This is a genomic window from Hypericibacter sp. (assembly GCF_050729195.1).
Lineage (GTDB): Bacteria > Pseudomonadota > Alphaproteobacteria > Dongiales > Dongiaceae > Hypericibacter.
Genome location: NZ_JBOHKS010000167.1, coordinates 15,693 through 32,275, shown reverse-complemented (window position 1 = coordinate 32,275; position 16,583 = coordinate 15,693). Strand labels below are relative to the sequence as shown.

At 65.9% G+C, this 16,583-nt stretch carries 17 protein-coding genes; 10 read left to right on the top strand and 7 right to left on the bottom strand.

All coding sequences use genetic code 11. The annotated features are described in order from the left end of the window. From ACREE8_RS13175 to rsmA, 5 genes are all read left to right on the top strand, one after another. Window positions 1–573 (top strand): LptF/LptG family permease (locus ACREE8_RS13175; protein WP_431573461.1); only part of this gene is annotated, 573 nt, incomplete at its 5' end. Continuing rightward, window positions 570–1,673, top strand: a complete 1,104-nt coding sequence (gene lptG, locus ACREE8_RS13170) for an LPS export ABC transporter permease LptG (RefSeq protein WP_431573460.1) — start codon at window positions 570–572, stop codon at window positions 1,671–1,673. The genes ACREE8_RS13175 and lptG, both read left to right, overlap by 4 nt. Window positions 1,674–1,679: 6 nt before the next feature. Beyond that, window positions 1,680–3,899: an LPS-assembly protein LptD gene (locus tag ACREE8_RS13165; RefSeq protein ID WP_431573459.1), complete on the top strand. Its 2,220-nt coding sequence runs from the start codon at window positions 1,680–1,682 to the stop codon at window positions 3,897–3,899. 274 nt (window positions 3,900–4,173) lie between these two features. Further along, complete coding sequence (locus tag ACREE8_RS13160) at window positions 4,174–5,109, top strand: peptidylprolyl isomerase (protein ID WP_431573458.1); 936 nt, start codon at window positions 4,174–4,176, stop codon at window positions 5,107–5,109. A 70-nt stretch (window positions 5,110–5,179) separates the two neighbouring features. Beyond that, window positions 5,180–6,046, top strand: a complete 867-nt coding sequence (gene rsmA / locus ACREE8_RS13155) for a 16S rRNA (adenine(1518)-N(6)/adenine(1519)-N(6))-dimethyltransferase RsmA (protein ID WP_431573457.1) — start codon at window positions 5,180–5,182, stop codon at window positions 6,044–6,046. A 61-nt stretch (window positions 6,047–6,107) separates the two neighbouring features. Here the strand turns inward: rsmA and gmk are convergent, their stop codons facing one another. Beyond that, window positions 6,108–6,713 (bottom strand): guanylate kinase, encoded by a 606-nt coding sequence (gmk, locus tag ACREE8_RS13150; protein WP_431573464.1) that lies wholly within the window; start codon window positions 6,711–6,713, stop codon window positions 6,108–6,110. An 89-nt stretch (window positions 6,714–6,802) separates the two neighbouring features. Next, on the bottom strand, window positions 6,803–7,708 hold the full coding sequence (locus ACREE8_RS13145) for a YicC/YloC family endoribonuclease (RefSeq protein WP_431573456.1): 906 nt from the start codon (window positions 7,706–7,708) through the stop codon (window positions 6,803–6,805). A 107-nt stretch (window positions 7,709–7,815) separates the two neighbouring features. Between ACREE8_RS13145 and ACREE8_RS13140 the strand changes: the two genes are divergently transcribed. Next, window positions 7,816–8,604, top strand: coding sequence for an SDR family NAD(P)-dependent oxidoreductase (locus ACREE8_RS13140; RefSeq protein WP_431573455.1), 789 nt, complete (start codon window positions 7,816–7,818; stop codon window positions 8,602–8,604). Between the two features lie 64 nt (window positions 8,605–8,668). On the opposite strand, the gene mltG is transcribed toward ACREE8_RS13140, so the two are convergent. The 5 genes from mltG to fabD form a co-directional block, all read right to left on the bottom strand. Further along, entirely contained in the window at window positions 8,669–9,685 is a 1,017-nt protein-coding gene (gene mltG, locus ACREE8_RS13135; protein ID WP_431573454.1) for an endolytic transglycosylase MltG, read from the bottom strand. A gap of 7 nt (window positions 9,686–9,692) precedes the next feature. Beyond that, on the bottom strand, window positions 9,693–10,955 hold the full coding sequence (gene fabF, locus ACREE8_RS13130) for a beta-ketoacyl-ACP synthase II (RefSeq protein ID WP_431573453.1): 1,263 nt from the start codon (window positions 10,953–10,955) through the stop codon (window positions 9,693–9,695). Window positions 10,956–11,033: 78 nt separating this feature from the next. Beyond that, window positions 11,034–11,267 carry an acyl carrier protein gene (locus ACREE8_RS13125; RefSeq protein ID WP_151118576.1) on the bottom strand — a complete coding sequence of 78 codons (234 nt, stop codon included), beginning with the start codon at window positions 11,265–11,267 and terminating at the stop codon, window positions 11,034–11,036. Between the two features lie 174 nt (window positions 11,268–11,441). Further along, a complete protein-coding gene (gene fabG, locus ACREE8_RS13120; protein ID WP_431573463.1) occupies window positions 11,442–12,179 on the bottom strand; it encodes a 3-oxoacyl-[acyl-carrier-protein] reductase in 738 nt (245 codons plus the stop codon). 65 nt (window positions 12,180–12,244) lie between these two features. Beyond that, window positions 12,245–13,198, bottom strand: coding sequence for an ACP S-malonyltransferase (gene fabD / locus ACREE8_RS13115; RefSeq protein ID WP_431573452.1), 954 nt, complete (start codon window positions 13,196–13,198; stop codon window positions 12,245–12,247). Between the two features lie 283 nt (window positions 13,199–13,481). On the opposite strand from fabD, the gene rpsF reads away from it, so the two are divergent. The 4 genes from rpsF to ACREE8_RS13095 all read left to right on the top strand — a co-directional run bounded on the left by rpsF (window position 13,482) and on the right by ACREE8_RS13095 (window position 16,439). Continuing rightward, entirely contained in the window at window positions 13,482–14,033 is a 552-nt protein-coding gene (gene rpsF / locus ACREE8_RS13110; protein WP_431573451.1) for a 30S ribosomal protein S6, read from the top strand. After that, on the top strand, window positions 14,030–14,290 hold the full coding sequence (gene rpsR / locus ACREE8_RS13105; protein WP_151176657.1) for a 30S ribosomal protein S18: 261 nt from the start codon (window positions 14,030–14,032) through the stop codon (window positions 14,288–14,290). The genes rpsF and rpsR overlap by 4 nt, the downstream gene beginning before the upstream one ends. A 10-nt stretch (window positions 14,291–14,300) precedes the next feature. After that, complete coding sequence (gene rplI, locus ACREE8_RS13100; RefSeq protein WP_431573450.1) at window positions 14,301–14,912, top strand: 50S ribosomal protein L9; 612 nt, start codon at window positions 14,301–14,303, stop codon at window positions 14,910–14,912. Between the two features lie 297 nt (window positions 14,913–15,209). Next, the gene (locus ACREE8_RS13095) at window positions 15,210–16,439 is read left to right on the top strand and encodes a class I SAM-dependent methyltransferase (RefSeq protein ID WP_431573449.1); all 1,230 of its coding nucleotides are present in this window, start codon (window positions 15,210–15,212) and stop codon (window positions 16,437–16,439) included. Window positions 16,440–16,583: the final 144 nt, after the last annotated feature.

Genomic DNA, 16,583 nt, shown 5'->3' with positions numbered 1-16,583 from the left:
CCGCAGACCATTTACACGGCGTCGCGCGGGCTCATCACCGGCGGCCCGGCCGGGCCGGCGATCCTGCTCGAGGACGGAACCATGCAGCAGCGTGGATCGAAGACGGATCCGCCGTCGATCCTGACCTTCGAGCGCACCCTCGTGCAGCTCGGCTCCAGCGACAGCACGACGCGTGCGGCCCAGCCCAGGCTGCAATGGATGACCCTCGGGCAACTCGTCCGGCCGGCCGATCCCGTCGACGGCGCCACCCGGATCCGCTATCGGACCGAGGTGCATTGGCGTCTCTCGCAGCCGCTCTTTGGCCTGGCCTATGTCACGGTGGCCCTGGTCTCGCTGCTCGTCGGCGGCATCGGCCGGCGGGCCCAGTTCTGGCGCGGCATCGTCGCGGTCCTGCTGGTCTGTGCCATGCAGGGAAGTGCCTATGCCGCCCTGGGCGTGACCATCCGCGACCCCGCTTTCTGGCCGCTGCTCTATGCCGTGCCGCTGACGCCCGCGCTCGCCGCCCTGCTCCTGTTGCGCCTGCCCCGCCTGGGCAACCCCTTCCTGATCAGATTGCGGGCGGCTCACCCATGATGAGACTGCTCCCCCCGACGCTGTCGTTCTATCTGCTCCGGCATTTCCTGCTCTGGTGCGTCGCGGTCGCGTTCGCGGTCTGCGGCATCATCTTCGCCGCCGACATGATCCAGTTTCTGACCGAGGATGCCGGCGGCACCGATGTCGGCACCTTCAGCCTCATGGGGCTTGCGCTGCTGCGCCTGCCGCAGACCTTCCAGCAGGTTCTGCCCTTCGTCATCCTGATCTCGGGCCTGGGCACCTACCATCAATTGACCCGGACCAGCGAGCTGGTGGTGGCGCGGGCGGCGGGCGTCTCCGTATGGCAGTTCATTGCGCCTGCCCTGCTTGCGGCGCTGGCGATCGGCATCCTGCGAATCACGGTCCTGGATCCGATCGCGACGACTATGCAAGCCAAGTTCGACCAATTGCACGACACCTGGTTCGGTGACGGCAATGGCAATCTCGTGGCGTCGGCAGGGAGCGGCGTCTGGCTGCGCGAGCAGAATATCGACGGCACGGCCATCGTCCATGCCACGCATGTGAGCCTGGACGATCGCGAGCTGGGCGGGATGATTCTCCTGTTGTTCGATCCTGACGATCATTTCAACGAGCGCGTCGACGCCAAGACCGGAAAAATCGAGAATGGCCTGTGGCAACTTAGCGACGTCGAGCGGGTGATCGCCGGACATGCCGTCGAACGCATGGACCAGCTCACCGTGCCGACTCGAATCAGCTATGGCGAGATCCTGGACCGCTTCGCGCGCACCAATGCGATCTCCTTCTGGTCACTCCCCCGTTACATCTCGCTGCTCGAATCGACGGGGTTCTCGGCGCGGCCGCATCGGCTTCTGTGGAACCGCATGTTGGCCATCCCCGTGCTCTACATGGCGCTGCTGGTGATCGCCGCGTCCTTCGCTCTCAGGTTTCACCGCAAAGGCGATGCCGCGCTGCTTGCCGGGGCTGGCGCCTTCACAGGTTTCCTGCTCTATTTCCTGTCCGACTTGGTTTATGCACTGGGGATCAACTCGAGCATTCCGTTGCAGTTGGCTGCGTGGGCCCCGGCGGGCGTCACGGCCATGCTGGGAATTGCGATGCTTTTACATTTCGAGGACGGCTAAGGGGATATGAGAGGGGGATGGGCCGCGCTGATGGGGATGGCGCTCGCGATGATCGTGGCATCCACCGCGGCATGGTCGGCCTCCACGGATCAAGGCGAGCAGGATCTGGGCAAGCAACTGCTGCCGCACTCCGACAGCCCGGTATTGCTCACAGCGGACGAAGTGACCTACGACCAGGAACAAGGCCTGGTCGTCGCCTCGGGCCATGTCGAGATCTCGCAGAACGACAAGGTGCTCCTGGCGGACCGGGTGGCCTATGTCGAGAAGACGCAGGTCGTCACCGCCGACGGCAATGTCGCGATCATGGACCAGGACGGCAATGTCATGTTTGCCGACCATATGGAGCTGAAGAACGACCTCAAGGAAGGCGCCATCTCCAATATCAAGATGCTGCTCTCCGACCGCTCGCGCATGGCGGCCAATTCGGCCCAGCGATATGCCGGGAATTACACCGAGCTTCACGACGCGGTCTATTCGCCCTGTGACCTCTGCGCCAGCGACCCGACCCGGGCCCCGCTCTGGCAGATCAAGGCCGTGAAGGTCACCCACGACCAGCAGGCCCATCGCATCGAATATGAAGACGCCTGGATGGAGATCTATGGCGTGCCGATCTTCTACACGCCCTATTTCTCGCATCCCGACCCGACCGTCAAACGCCAGAGCGGCTTCCTGTCGCCGAGCTTCGGAATGAACAACAATCTCGGTTTCCAGATCCAGATCCCCTATTTCTGGGTGTTGGGACCCGACCAGGACATCACGTTATCTCCGCTGATCACGACTCTGCAGAGCGTGGACCCCCAGATCGAATATCGCTATCGGCTGCCGGACGGCTATCTGCAGCTCGCCGGCAGCGCCACGATCGCCGATCGCGAACGGACCCATAACGGCGTGAGCGAAACCCTGCACGACCAGTTTCGCGGCAATATCGACAGCTTCGGGCGCTTCGATATCGACGATAACTGGCGCTGGGGATTCGACGCCCAGCGCGAAACCGACAAGACCTATATGCGCCTCTATAACCTCGGTCACGAACGGACCCTGACCAGCCGCCTGTTCGCCGAGAATTTCGACGGCCGGAACTATCTGTCGGTCAACAATTACGCCTTCCAGGGAACGCTCGACACCGACAACAACGACGAAGCGCCGATCGTCACCCCGGTCATCGACTACAATTATGTGAGCGAGCCGGCCGATTATGGCGGCTATTACAAAATCGACTTCAACACGTTGGTCCTCGATCGCATCCAGGGCCGGGACAGCCGGCGCGTTTCGTTGAATCTCGGCTGGAGCCTGCCCTATACCGCACCGGCGGGAGATATCTACAAGCTCGACCTGTCGCTTCGCGGCGACGGCTATTGGGTCAACGATGTCGATCCCGACAGCAACGACGTGAACCCCTCGGGGGACACCTTCAGCGGGCTTGCCGGCCGCATCTTCCCGCAATTCGCCTTCGAGTGGCGCTATCCCTTCGCGAGCACGACCGGCTCGGTCCATCAGGTGATCGAACCCATCGTCGGCCTCTACGCATCCACCGATGCCGGTAATACCGGCAAGATCCCCAACGAAGACAGCGTCGGCACCGAGCTCGACGACACCAACCTGTTCCAGGCGGACCGTTTCCAGGGCCTCGATCGCGTCGATAACGGTCAGCGCGTCGACTATGGGGTTCGCTGGAGCGCCATCAACAACGATCTCGGCTCGACCACGATCTTCCTCGGCCAGAGCTTCCGCATCGGCGGCGATCAGGGCGTGTTCGGCGACGGGTCCGGCATGGAGCAGGATCTGTCCGATATCGTCGGTCGCATCGACCTTCAACCGACCGAATGGCTCGACCTGCTCTATCGCTTTCGCTACAGCACCAGCACCCTTTCGGCCCGCCACAACGAGGTGGGCCTGATCGTCGGCGTCCCGGAGATCAACGCGACCCTGAGCTATGCCCAGATCGACAACATCGAGAGCAGCGATCTGGGGAAGCGCCAGGAAGTCTTCGGAACCATCGCCGCCAAGGTCAGCGACTACTGGTCGGTCAACTTCAAGGCCCGCGACGACGTCGAGAACAACGTCCTGCGCTATATCGGCGGCGGGATCGCCTATGAGGATGAATGCATCATGCTGCGGGCGTCGGTCACCCACAGCAATGTCGAGGACGAGGAAGTGAATTCGGGCACCAGCTTCATGTTCACGATCGGTTTCAAGAATCTGGGCGCCGTCGACGTCCCCTTCTGACCGGCCGGCTGCTCGCTCCGCCGGCAAATCCCCACGAAAACTCCGATTCGGGCCGCACAGACCCTTCCGGTTAGCCGATTTGGGCACATTGTCCGCCCTGCCGGGCTTCGCTTATAGTGGCGCCGATTTTGTCGCCTCTGGAGCCTGATCGTTTCGAGCCGCCTGGCCCGGACCCTGAATTGGGTTCCAGTTTATTAAAGTGACGCAGGATCCATGAAGCGGCGCGACCGTCGCCGAACCGATCCTGTGCCGGACCTGAAAGGCATACCCCATAGTGAGGCGCTGGTTCGCGTACGCGCTCTTTCTCCTGTTTGTCTCGACGACGGCCCACCCGGCCGCGAGCCAGGACCTCAAGATCGCCGCCGTCGTCAATGAAGACGTCATCACCGTGATCGACCTTCTGGTCCGCACGCGCGTGGCCATTGTCGCGTCGCATGTTCAGGACACGCAGGAAAATCGCCAGCGGCTCTCCGGCGTCGTGTTGCGCAACCTCATCGACGAGCATCTCAAGACCCAGGCCGCCAAGGCGCAGGGAATCACCGTCGAGGATGCCGAAGTCAATGCGCGCCTGACCGAGCTGGCGCAGCAGAACAAGCTCTCGCTGGAGGAGTTCCGGCAGAAGCTGGCGGCGAGCGGGATCCTGATGGAGTCGCTGGCCGATCAGTTCCGTGCCGATATCGCCTGGCAGATCGTCGTGCGCAAGCGGTTCCGCAGCGCGGCGACCGTCAACCGCAAGGATATCGACGACGAGATCGCGCAGATGAAGGAGAACGAGGGCAAGCCGGAATATCTGGTTGGCGAGATCTTCCTCCCCGTCTACTCGCCGGGCGATGCCCCCGCGGTGGAATCGACCGGCAAGGATCTGATGACGCAGCTGCAGCAGGGCGCCAATTTCACCGAACTCGCCCAGCAATTCTCGCAATCCCCCACCGGCAGCACCGGCGGCGTCCTGGGATGGCTGCGGGCGGACCAGCTCGATCCCGGCATGCGCGGCGCAGTCACCGCGATGACCAAGGGCCAGATCACGGGCCCGATCCAGACCTCCGGCGGCTATTCCATCCTGACGCTGTTCGATCAGCGGACGTCCGGGCAGACGCCGATCGACGAAGCGGCGGTCACCAGCCGGCTGACCGCTCAGCGTCTCGACACGCTGGCCCGTGCCTATTTGAGCGATCTGCGCACGCAGGCCTTCATCGATATCCGCCAATGACCGGAACGCCGCCGCGGCGTTCGGCGCCGGGCGCGACGGCCGCGACCCGGCCCGCCGGACGGTGGCGCCGATGAGCGAGCCGCCCCAGACCGATGCTCCAGCTCCTCTCCCGCCGCTGCGCGACGTCATCGCGCGATATGGCCTGGCCGCCCGGCGCGCGCTCGGGCAGCATTTCCTGCTGGACCTCAATCTCACCGGCCGGATCGCGCGGGCGGGCGGCGAACTCGGCACCGGCACCACCATCGAGATCGGACCCGGCCCCGGGGGCCTCACCCGGTCGCTGCTCGCCCATGGCGCTCGCAAGGTCATCGCCATCGAGCTCGATCCGCGCTGTGTCGGGGCGTTGCAGGAACTGGCCGCCGCCTATCCCGGCCGCCTCGAGATCATCGCCGGCGATGCCATGGCGATCGATCCTGCGAAGCTCGGCGAGGCCCCGCGCCGCATCGTGGCCAACCTCCCCTACAATGTCTCGACGGCCTTGCTGGCCCAATGGCTACCCTCGCTACCGCGGCTGGAGCGCCTGGTGCTGATGTTCCAGAAGGAGGTGGCCGAGCGCCTCGCCGCGCCGCCGGGGTCGCGCGACTATGGCCGGCTCTCGGTCGCGCTGCAGTGGCGGGCCGACGTGAAAAGACTGTTCGACCTGCCGCCACGGGCCTTCACCCCGCCGCCGAAGGTGACCTCGAGCGTGGTCGAGATCCGCCCGCTGTCCCAGCCGCGCTATCCCGCCGACGCACAAGTGCTGGAGCGTGTCGCCGCCGCCGCCTTCAACCAGCGCCGCAAGATGCTGCGCCAGAGCCTGCGCTCGGTGGCGCCCGATGCTGCGGCCCTTCTCGCCGCGGCCGAGATCGACGGCACGGCCAGAGCGGAGGATCTGAGCGTAGAGCAGTTCTGCGCCCTGGCGCGGGCGCTGGCGAAGAGCAGAGGGCACACCGGGTAGCTCAGGGGGCGATGTCCCCTCCCTCCGCTTCGCGGGAGAGGGGACATAACTATGCGCGCGCCTACTGCCCTTCGCGCAGCGCCTTCACGAACTCATGCAGGCCGACCTGGCGCTCGCGGCGCAGACGTTCGGCCTGCAGGATCGCCTGGACCTGCTGGATGGTTTGCTCCAGCTCGTGATTGACCAGCACATAGTGATATTCTGGCCAATGGCTGAGCTCGTCGGCCGCCTTGGCCATGCGATTCGCCACTTCCTCGGCGCTGTCCTGGGCGCGCGTATGCAGCCGGCGCTCGAGCTCGCGTGTGGAAGGCGGCAGGATGAAGATGGTGACGAGGTCCTTGGGCGCCCGGGCATCGAGTTGCTGCGTGCCCTGCCAGTCGATATCGAACAGCACGTCGCGCCCGCCGCTCAGCGCGGCGTCGACGGGCGCCCGGGGCGTCCCGTAGTAATTCCCGAACACCTTGGCGTATTCGAGGAACTCCTGGCGGTTGACCATCAGATTGAACTGTTCGGCATCGACGAAGAGATAATCGACACCCGGAACCTCGCCGGGGCGCTTGGGCCGCGTCGTGGCCGAGACTGACATCTGCAGCAGGGGATCGCGTGCCAGCAGCGCCCGCGAGATCGAGGTCTTGCCGGCACCCGAGGGCGAGGACAGCACCAGCATGAGCCCGCGCCTGCGGATCTCGACGAAGCCGCTGGCGGCCGGCTCCGGCGCCGCGGCGCCGGACTTTTTCTTGTTCGAGGTCGTCGCACTCATTCGATGTTCTGCACCTGCTCGCGAAACTGCTCCACCACCGCCTTCAGATCCAGCCCGACCGCAGTGAGCTCGAGATCGGCCGATTTGCTGCAGATGGTGTTGGCTTCGCGATTGAGCTCCTGACAGAGGAAATCCAGTTTCCGCCCGATGGCGCCGCCGCCCTCGACCAGGGCGCGCGAGGCCTCGATATGGGCCGCCAGCCGATCCAGCTCCTCGCGCACATCGCTCTTGGCGATCAGGAGAGCGAACTCCTGCGCCAGCCGGTCTTCCGACAAGGCGGGTATCTGCGCCAGCAGCTCGCCGATCTGCAGACGGAAGCGCGCCTTCTGCGCCTCGGGCTGGGCCGCGGCCAGGCTTCGCGCGCGGCCGACCAGCCGTTCGATCTCGCGCAACTGATCGAGCGCGATGCGGGCGAGCCGGGCGCCTTCCTCGGCGCGCATCCGCACCAGCCCGTCGAGGGCCTCACCGAACCCCTTGAGCAGCAGCGCCAGGCGCGCTTCGCGCGTGTCTTCGGTCTCTTCTTCCTCGATTCGCTCGACCACGCCCGGCAGCGCCAGCAGCCCGTCGAGGCGCGGGCGCTCGGCATCGATCTGCAATCCCACATCCTTCACGGCCGCGATCACCTGATCGAGCGCCGCGCGGTTGACGCGGTAGCGCGATTGCGGCTGGCCCTGGCGCGCGGCCTCGAGCTGAACGCTGATATTGCCGCGCCGGCAGCGCTCCGGTACGGCCTGGCGCAGCTGCGGCTCGAGCGCCTCGCAGCCGGGCGGAAGGCGCAGGCGCAGATCGAGATTGCGTCCATTGACGCTGCGGATTTCCCAGCTCCAGCGCCGATCCCCCTCGCCCATCTCGGCGCGGGCGAAGCCGGTCATGCTGGCCACGGCGCTTGCAGATTTTGTCACAAAGCCACCGGCATGTAGTGTCGTCTCCCCAGCGCGCGACTATATACTGCGGTCCAAACGGCAACAAGCGAGGCCGCCCCGATGCGGCCCTCCGGAGTCTTCCGTTCATGCCGCCTGCTCGCGCAACCGCCAATCTAGATCGCCCCCAACGCATCCTCATCACCGGCGCCTCGAGCGGGATCGGCGCCGCGTTGGCATCGGCCTATGCGGCGAGCGGTGTCAGCCTGGTGCTGGGCGGACGCGATCAGGGTCGGCTGGCTTCGGCCGAGGCTTCCTGTCGCGCCAAGGGTGCCGAGATCGAGACAGCCGCCATCGACGTCGTCGACGCAGGCGCGGTGCGGCGCTGGATCGAAGCCGCCGACGATCGGGCGCCGCTCGATCTCGTGATCGCCAATGCGGGGATCTCCGCCGGCACGGGAACCGACGGCGAAAGCGAGGCGCAGGCGCGCGCGATCTTCGCCACCAATGTCGACGGCGTCGCGAATACCGTCTGGCCGGCCTTGCGGCGGATGGAGCGGCGTGGGCAAGGCCAGATCGCGCTGATGAGCTCGCTCGCCGCCTTTCGCGGTTTTCCCGGGGCGCCGGCCTATTGCGCCAGCAAGGCCGCGATACGGGTCTGGGGCGAAGGCCTGCGCGGCGAGTATCGCGCCAAGGGTGTCGCCATCACGGTCATCTGCCCCGGCTATGTCGAAAGCCCGATGACGGCAGTGAATGATTTTCCGATGCCGTTCCTGATGAACGCCGAGCGGGCCGCGCGCATCATCAGGCGCGGCCTTGCCCGCAACCGCGCGCGCATCGCCTTCCCCCTCCCGATGTATTTCGGGGCCTGGCTTTTGGGCGTGCTGTCGCCGGGCCTGACCGACCCCCTGCTGGCGCGCCTGCCGAAAAAAGGATGAGTCCTGGTTGGTTTTTCCTGCGCGTGAGGTTGGCGGGGCGGCCACGCGCAGGAAAAACATTCGTCTACTCCGATTGGGTGGTGGTGCGTTTCTGCGCCTGGACCTTGCGCCAGGCGGCGACATTCTTGTTGTGCTCGGCCAGCGTCTTCGCGAACACATGTCCGCCGCTGCCATCGGCGACGAAATAGAGATCGTCGTTCTGGGCCGGATGCAGCACGGCCTCGATGGCCGCACGGCCCGGATTGGCGATGGGTGCCGGCGGCAGTCCCGCGGTCACATAAGTGTTGAACGGGCTGTCGATCGCGAGATCTTTCGTCGTCAGCGCGCGATCGAGCTTCGAACGGCCTTGCGTGATGGCATAGATCACGGTCGGATCGGATTGCAGCGCCATGCCCTGGGCGAGGCGGTTGAGGAACACCGCGGCGACATGCGGGCGCTCCTCGGGCAGGCCGGTCTCCTTCTCCACGATCGAGGCCAGGATCAGCGCCTCTTTCGCGTCCTTGAAGGGGAGCCCCTGGGCACGCGCCGGCCACAGCTCGGCGATAGCCGCGTCCATGGAGGATTTCATCCGGGCCACCAGATCGGCCCGGCTGTCGCCCAGCATGAAGAAATAGGTTTCGGGCAGGAGCGAGCCCTCGGGCCCGAGGCTCGGCAGATCGGGCGCATCGCCGCCGAGATCGGGCGCCGCCGCCAGGAGCTCCATCACCTCGCGGTTGGTCAGGCCTTCGGCGATCGTCAGGCGATGCTGGATCTGGCGCCCGTCGATCATCTGCTGCATCGCCGTCTGCGCGCTGATGCCGGCGGGGAAGAGATACTCGCCCGCGCGCAGCGGCTTGTGCTGGCCGAACAGCCGCACGCCGAGACGGAAGAGGAAGGGATCCTTGATGACGCCCGCATCGGCGAGCTGTCCGGCAATGGCCCTGACGCTGCTGCCCCGCGGCACGACCACGGTATTGTCCGCCGTCAGCGGTCCCACCGTCGTGAATTGGTGATAGCCCCACCAGGCGCCCGCAGCCGCAGCGCCCAGAACCAGCAGAAGGATCAGCAGAAGCGTCCCGAGCAGCCGGCGCAACCGCGCCATGGCGGGACTAGGCGGGGCCCTGGAAGATCAGGCTGGCGTTGGTGCCGCCGAAGCCGAAGGAATTCGACAAGGCGCGCCGGATGGTGCGCTTCTTCGCCTGCTTCGGCACCAGATCGACGTCGCAGCCCGGCGACGGATTGTCGAGATTGAGCGTCGGCGGCGCCACCTGATCGCGGATCGCGAGGATGGAGAAGACCGCCTCGACCGCGCCGGCGGCGCCCAGCAGGTGGCCGATCGCCGATTTGGTGGAGGACATGGAGATGTTGTAGACGGCATCGCCGAACAGCCGCTTGACCGCGCCCAGCTCGATCTCGTCGCCGAGCGGCGTCGAGGTGCCGTGCGCGTTCACATAGTCGATGTCGGCCGGGGTCAGCTTGGCCCGCTTCAACGCCGCCTTCATGGCGTTGAAGGCGCCCTCGCCGGTCTCGGAGGGCGCGGTGATGTGATAGGCATCGCCCGACATGCCGTAGCCGATGACCTCGGCATAGATCTTGGCGCCGCGCTTGCGCGCATGCTCCAGCTCCTCGAGCACCAGCACACCCGCACCCTCGCCCATCACGAAACCGTCGCGGTCCTGGTCCCAGGGCCGCGAGGCCCGCTGCGGCTCGTCATTGAAGCCGGTCGAGAGGGCGCGCGCCGCGGCGAAACCCGCGACGCCGATGCGGCAGATCGAGGCTTCGGTCCCGCCCGCCACCATCACGTCGGCGTCGTCGAGCTGGATCAGCCGCGCGGCATCGCCGATCGCATGCGCGCCGGTCGAGCAGGCCGTCACCACCGCGTGGTTCGGGCCCTTGAAGCCGAACTGGATCGAGACGTTGCCCGAGGCCAGATTGATCAGGCAGGCGGGAATGAAGAAGGGGCTGACGCGGCGGGGCCCGCGCTCATGCAGCGTCACCGCCGCATCGTAGATCCCCTCGAGGCCGCCGATGCCCGAGCCGATCAGGACGCCGGTGCGCTCCCGCTCATGCTCGTCCGTCGGCTGCCAGTCGGCATCCAGCACCGCTTCGGTCGCCGCACCCATCGCGAAATGGATGAAGCGGCCCATCTTGCGCTGGTCCTTGGGTGTCACATAGTCGTCCGGATTGAAATTGCCGGACGCCCTGTCGCCCAGCGGCACCTGGCCTGCGATCTTGCAGGGCAGGTCGCTGACGTCGAATGACTGAATCCCGGAAATGCCGGACTCGCCATTGACGATGCGCTTCCAGACATACTCGGTGCCCACGCCGAGCGGCGTGACCAAGCCCATGCCAGTGACTACGACGCGTCGCATATCGCCTCTCGCAGATGGAACGGAATCGACAAGAGTGTCGCGGCGCCCAGGAGTCTGCGCAAAGCCAATGCGCTCAACTCAGCTGTGCTGCTCGATGAAGGTGATCGCGTCCTTCACCGTCAACACCTTCTCCGCGGCGTCGTCGGGGATTTCGCAACCGAACTCTTCTTCGAACGCCATCACCAGCTCGACGATGTCGAGACTGTCGGCGCCCAGGTCGTCGATGAAATGCGCACCTTCGGTAACCTTGGACTCATCGACGCCGAGGTGCTCGACGACGATCTTCTTCACGCGCTCGGCGATATCGCTCATATGGTTCGCCCCTTCAACTCACACCCGCTGGTTTTCGTTTTCGGGGCCGCCGATTGGCGGGTCCCGTCCCCCGAACTCTATTGCCACCCGAAGGGGGCGGCTCAAGGGCGCGGTGCCCTTAACATATCCATTCCGCTATAGCCAGAGCCTCGGAAAAGCCCTTTGTCAGCAGCGTTATATCATGGCCATTCCGCCGTTGACATGCAAGGTCTGGCCGGTCACGTAGGCCGCCTCGTTCGCGGCCAGATAGACCACGGCGGCGGCGATGTCCTCGCTCTGGCCGAGTCGGCCCATCGGCACGCGCGACAGCAGCTCGGTCTTCTGCTTCTCGTTGAGCGCGTCGGTCATGGCGGTCGCGATGAAGCCGGGCGCCACGCAATTCACCGTGATGTTGCGCGAGGCGACCTCGGCGGCGAGCGCCTTGGACATGCCGATCATGCCGGCCTTGGAGGCCGCGTAGTTCGCCTGACCCGGATTGCCGGTGACGCCCACGATCGAGGTGATGGCGATGATGCGGCCCCAGCGTCGGCGCATCATGGGCATGAGCAGGGCCCGGCTGAGCCGGAAGGCCGCCCCCAGATTGACGTCCATGACCGCGTTCCAGTCCTCGTCCTTCATGCGGACGGCGAGCCCGTCGCGGGTCAATCCTGCGTTGTTGATCAGGATATCCACCTGGCCCAGCGCGGCCTCGGCCTTCTTGGCGAGATCCTCGGTGCCGCCGGCCTCGGCGAGATTGGCCGGCAGGACCTTCGCGCGGCTGCCCAATTCGCCCGCCAGCGCCTCGAGCGCCGCGACCTTGGTGCCGGACAATCCGACCTCGGCGCCCTGGGCGTGGAGCGCCTTTGCGATCGCGCCGCCGATACCGCCCGACGCCCCCGTCACCAGGGCCTTCTTGCCCGTCAGATCGAACATGGCCATCTCGATTGATCTCCTGAAGCGTCTGTTATGTCGTCGCCGTCATCCCGCGGCACAAGGCGTCAAAACGTCTTGAGGACGGCCTCGATCTCCTCGGGCGTGCCCGCCGCCTGGCCTTTCATCTCGCGATCGATGCGCTTGGTCAGCCCGGTCAAGACCTTGCCGGCACCCACCTCGACCAGTTCCTCGACGCCCTGCGCCTTCATGGCCAGCACCCCTTCGCGCCAGCGCACCAGCCCCGTCACCTGCTCCACCAGGAGCCGGCGGATCGTCTCGGGATCGCTGACCGCCTTGGCCGTCACATTGGCCACCACCGGCACCACCGGCATGGCGATCATGGCTCCGCCGAGGGCCTCGCGCATCTCGTCCGCTGCCGGCTGCATCAGGGCGCAATGGAAGGGCGCGCTCACCGGCAACATCACGCTGCGCTTGGCGCCGCGCTCGGCGGCGATGGCGATGGCGCGCTCGACCGCCACCTTATGTCCGCTCAGCACCACCTGGCCCGGCGCGTTGTCGTTGGCGACGCTGACGACTTCGGATTTGGGGCCCGCCTCGCGCGCCGCCGCGGCGATCGCCTCGACCGCTACGAGATCGAGACCCAGCAGGGCCGCCATCGCCCCCTCGCCCACCGGCACCGCGCGCTGCATGGCGCGGCCGCGCCGCTTCAGCAGCCGGGCCGCGTCGGAGAGGGTCAGCGCGCCCGCAGCCGCCAGGGCCGAATATTCGCCCAGCGAATGGCCGGCGACGAACGCCGCCTTGTCGGCCAGCGCGAACCCGCCCTCGGTGGTCAGGACCCGCAAGGCCGCCATGCTGACCGCCATCAAGGCGGGCTGGGCGTTCTCGGTCAGGGTCAATTCGGCCTCGGGCCCCTCGGCCATGAGCCGGCTCAGCTTCTGGCCCAGCGCATCGTCCACTTCCTCGAACACCAGCCGGGCGGCGGGGAAAGCCTCGGCCAGGGCACGGCCCATGCCGACCGCCTGCGAACCCTGACCCGGAAACACGAAAGCGCGAGCCATCTCTATGAAATTCCTATATTTTCTTTTGAACGCCCCCAAAGGCGGCCATTGATAGCGGCGGCCTTCCGGCCTGTCCAGTGTTTGCGGGGTCTGGCCCGGTTCCTGCGACGGCCTAAAAGCTTGCGGGGCGGAAAGCAATGTGTATAGTGCGCCGCTCTTCGAAAACTCCTTGCCGGCCAATGACCTTGAGGGTCGCGTGCCGGCTAGGCCCGGGCGGCTGTTGCGGGGGCATTTGCCCTTCCAGCGCCGGGCCATCCAACAGCCATAAGGAGCTGCGAACCGAATGTCCTTCTATGAGACCGTCTTCATCACGCGCCAGGACGCTTCCTCGGCGCAAGTGGAGCAGTTGACCGAGGCCTTCTCGGGGATCGTCACCGCCAATGGCGGCTCGGTCACCAAGAAAGAGCAATGGGGACTGCGCAACCTGTCCTTCCGGATCAAGAAGAACCGCAAGGGCCATTACACCCTGCTCAACATCGACGCGCCCGCTCCGGCGGTGGTGGAGATGGAGCGCAACATGCGCATCAGCGAAGATGTGCTGCGCTACCTGACCGTTCGCGTCGAGGCCCTCGAAGAGGGTCCGTCGGCGATGCTGCAGAATCGCAACCGTGACGGCGACGATCGTGGCGGCCGCGGTGAGCGCGGCGGCCGTGGCGGCGATCGCTTCGGCGACCGTCCGCGGCGCAGCTTCGGCGATCGCCCGGATCGCGGCGACCGCTTTGGTGGCGGTGGCGGTGGCGATCGCGGTGACCGCGGCGATCGTGGCGACCGCTTCGGCGGCGGCGGCGATCGTGAACCCCGGCATGTGGCCGGCAATGAAGGAGAGCCGGCATGAGCGAGGGCACACCGACAGTCGTCCGCGCCAGCGGCCGGCGGCCTTTCTTCCGCCGTCGCAAGACCTGCCCGTTCTCGGGCCAGCACGCGCCGAAGATCGATCACAAGGATATCCGGCTGTTGCAGCGTTTCCTTTCGGAGCGCGGCAAGATCGTGCCGAGCCGCATCACGGCGGTGTCCGCGAAGAAGCAGCGCATCCTGGCCCAGGCCATCAAGCGCGCCCGCTTCCTCGGGCTGCTGCCTTACGTGCTGAAGTAGGAGCCGCATCATGGACGTGATCCTGCTCGAACGAGTCGAGAAGCTCGGCCAGATTGGCGAAGTGGTGAAGGTGAAGCCGGGCTACGCCCGCAATTACCTGCTGCCGCAGAAGAAGGCGTTGCGGGCCACCGAGGCCAACCGCGCCCGCTTCGAAACGCAGCGCCACCAGATCGAGGCCAACAACCTGAAGCGCCGCCAGGAAGCCGAAGGCATCTCCGGCAAGGTGGACGGCATGAGCGTCGTGCTGGTGCGTCAGGCCGGCGAGAACGGACAGCTGTTCGGTTCCGTCAGCCCGCGCGACATCGCCGAGGCGGTCAGCGCCAAGGGCGTCACCATCGACCGCCGTCAGGTCGTGCTCGACAAGCCCATCAAGGCCCTGGGGTTGTTCCCGGTGCGCGTCGCCCTCCATCCGGAGGTGATCGTCACCGTGACGGCCAATGTCGCGAAGTCCGAGGACGAAGCCGAGATCCAGCTCAAGAATGGTGGCTTTGTCGGGGCGACCCAGGCCCCTGCCGCTTCGCTGGACGATCTGTTGGCCGATGCCGAGGCTCAACTGCCGCCAGAGGTGAAGGCGCAGCGCGACGCCGAGGCCGCAGAGGAAGCCGAGGCCGACCAGGCCTGATCGAAGGGATTTGTCGGCGGGCCGGTCGCAGGGCCCCGCAAATTGAGGACCAGACAGCCGCGGTTCCGGGAAACGGAACCGCGGCTGTTGCTTTTTGGAGCCTCCCGCCACCCGCATGCCGGCTCTGCGAAGATCGCAGGATCAATCGGCTGAACGGCGTTCCGCCTGCATTTACAAGGCTCCCCGTTCTGACTAACGTTACAAATATTCGCGATCGAAGCCTGCGGCTTTCCTGCAGGCCGGGTGGGGGCCCGAGCCATCGATCGCGGTTCATCTGGGAAGAGGCACGATCGCGCGATGCTTGCCGCGCAAATTCTGAACCACGTTATCCGCGAGGGCCAGATCCGCATCGTCGATGCGGACGGCAAGGTGCATCTCGTCGGCCCGGGGCCCGGCCCGGTGCCGACCATCCGGCTGCATGACCGCCGGCTGCACCGCCAGCTCTTTACCAATCCGAAGCTCCACTTCGGCGAGGCCTATATGAACGGCCGCCTCACGCTCGAGGACGGCACCCTCTATGAGCTGCTGGACATCCTGACCCGGGGCATCGCCGCGCTCGAAAACCATCCGCTGCAGCGCCTGCAACTGATGTTCGGCCGCTGGATGCATTTCATCCATACCCACAACCCGGTGGGCCGTGCCCAGAAGAATGTCGCGCATCATTACGACCTGTCGGACACGCTCTACGACCTGTTCCTCGACAAGGACCGGCAATATAGCTGCGCCTATTTCGCCACCGACAATGACAGCCTCGAGCTGGCCCAATCGAACAAGAAGCTGCATCTGGCCTCGAAGCTCCTGCTGGAGCCCGGCCAGAAGGTGCTCGACATCGGCAGCGGCTGGGGCGGCCTCGGCCTCTATCTCGCCAAGCTGATGAATGTCGACGTGACCGGCGTGACGCTCTCGACCGAGCAGCACAAGGTCTCCGAGCAGCGCGCCCGCGAGGCCGGCCTGTCCGACCGACTGCGCTTCCATCTGCGCGACTACCGCCTGCAGCAGGGCCCGTTCGACCGGATCATCTCGGTCGGCATGTTCGAGCATGTCGGCACCAAGCATTACCGGGAGTTCTTCCGCAAGGTGAAGGAGCTCCTGACCGAAGACGGCGTCATGATGCTGCATTCGATCGGCCGCATGGACCCTCCGGGCTCGACCAATCCGTGGCTGCGCAAATACATTTTTCCCGGCGGCTATACGCCGGCACTCTCCGAGGTGTTCCGTGCGGTCGAGGATGTCGGCGGACTCTGGGTCACCGATGTGGAGATCCTCCGGCTCCACTACGCCAAGACCCTACGGGAATGGCACCGGCGTTTCGAGGCCAACCGCGACAAGATCCGCGCCCTCTATGACGAGCGCTTCTGCCGCATGTGGGAGTTCTATCTGATCGGCTGCGAGGTCGCCTTCCGCAATATGGGGCAGATGGTGTTCCAGATGCAGCTCTCGCGCCGCCAGGAAGCGGTGCCGCTGACGCGCGACTATATGGTCGACTTCGAGCGCGCCATGCAGGGTCGCTCCAACGCGGCGGCATAGTCGACGGTCGCGACGTGCCGCTGACACGGGGGCGATGGGTGAATCCACCGAGGTCCATCGCGTCCGAGTCGCGAACGTCGCGCTTCAACCCCGTAGATTAGCCGGAGAATCAACGCACGGCGGTAAGACGCGGGGATCGCAAGG

Excerpts from the sequence above, each read along its gene's own strand:
- lptG (WP_431573460.1), top strand. The coding sequence starts at position 570 with ATGATGAGACTGCTCCCCCCGACGCTGTCGTTCTATCTGCTCCGGCAT.
- rpsF (WP_431573451.1), top strand. The coding sequence starts at position 13,482 with ATGTCCTTCTATGAGACCGTCTTCATCACGCGCCAGGACGCTTCCTCG.
- fabD (WP_431573452.1), bottom strand. The coding sequence starts at position 13,198 with ATGGCTCGCGCTTTCGTGTTTCCGGGTCAGGGTTCGCAGGCGGTCGGC.
- ACREE8_RS13165 (WP_431573459.1), top strand. The coding sequence starts at position 1,680 with ATGAGAGGGGGATGGGCCGCGCTGATGGGGATGGCGCTCGCGATGATC.
- mltG (WP_431573454.1), bottom strand. The coding sequence starts at position 9,685 with ATGGCGCGGTTGCGCCGGCTGCTCGGGACGCTTCTGCTGATCCTTCTG.
- rsmA (WP_431573457.1), top strand. The coding sequence starts at position 5,180 with ATGAGCGAGCCGCCCCAGACCGATGCTCCAGCTCCTCTCCCGCCGCTG.
- fabG (WP_431573463.1), bottom strand. The coding sequence starts at position 12,179 with ATGTTCGATCTGACGGGCAAGAAGGCCCTGGTGACGGGGGCGTCGGGC.
- ACREE8_RS13125 (WP_151118576.1), bottom strand. The coding sequence starts at position 11,267 with ATGAGCGATATCGCCGAGCGCGTGAAGAAGATCGTCGTCGAGCACCTC.
- gmk (WP_431573464.1), bottom strand. The coding sequence starts at position 6,713 with ATGCTGGTGCTGTCCTCGCCCTCGGGTGCCGGCAAGACCTCGATCTCG.
- rplI (WP_431573450.1), top strand. The coding sequence starts at position 14,301 with ATGGACGTGATCCTGCTCGAACGAGTCGAGAAGCTCGGCCAGATTGGC.
- fabF (WP_431573453.1), bottom strand. The coding sequence starts at position 10,955 with ATGCGACGCGTCGTAGTCACTGGCATGGGCTTGGTCACGCCGCTCGGC.
- ACREE8_RS13140 (WP_431573455.1), top strand. The coding sequence starts at position 7,816 with ATGCCGCCTGCTCGCGCAACCGCCAATCTAGATCGCCCCCAACGCATC.
- ACREE8_RS13095 (WP_431573449.1), top strand. The coding sequence starts at position 15,210 with ATGCTTGCCGCGCAAATTCTGAACCACGTTATCCGCGAGGGCCAGATC.
- rpsR (WP_151176657.1), top strand. The coding sequence starts at position 14,030 with ATGAGCGAGGGCACACCGACAGTCGTCCGCGCCAGCGGCCGGCGGCCT.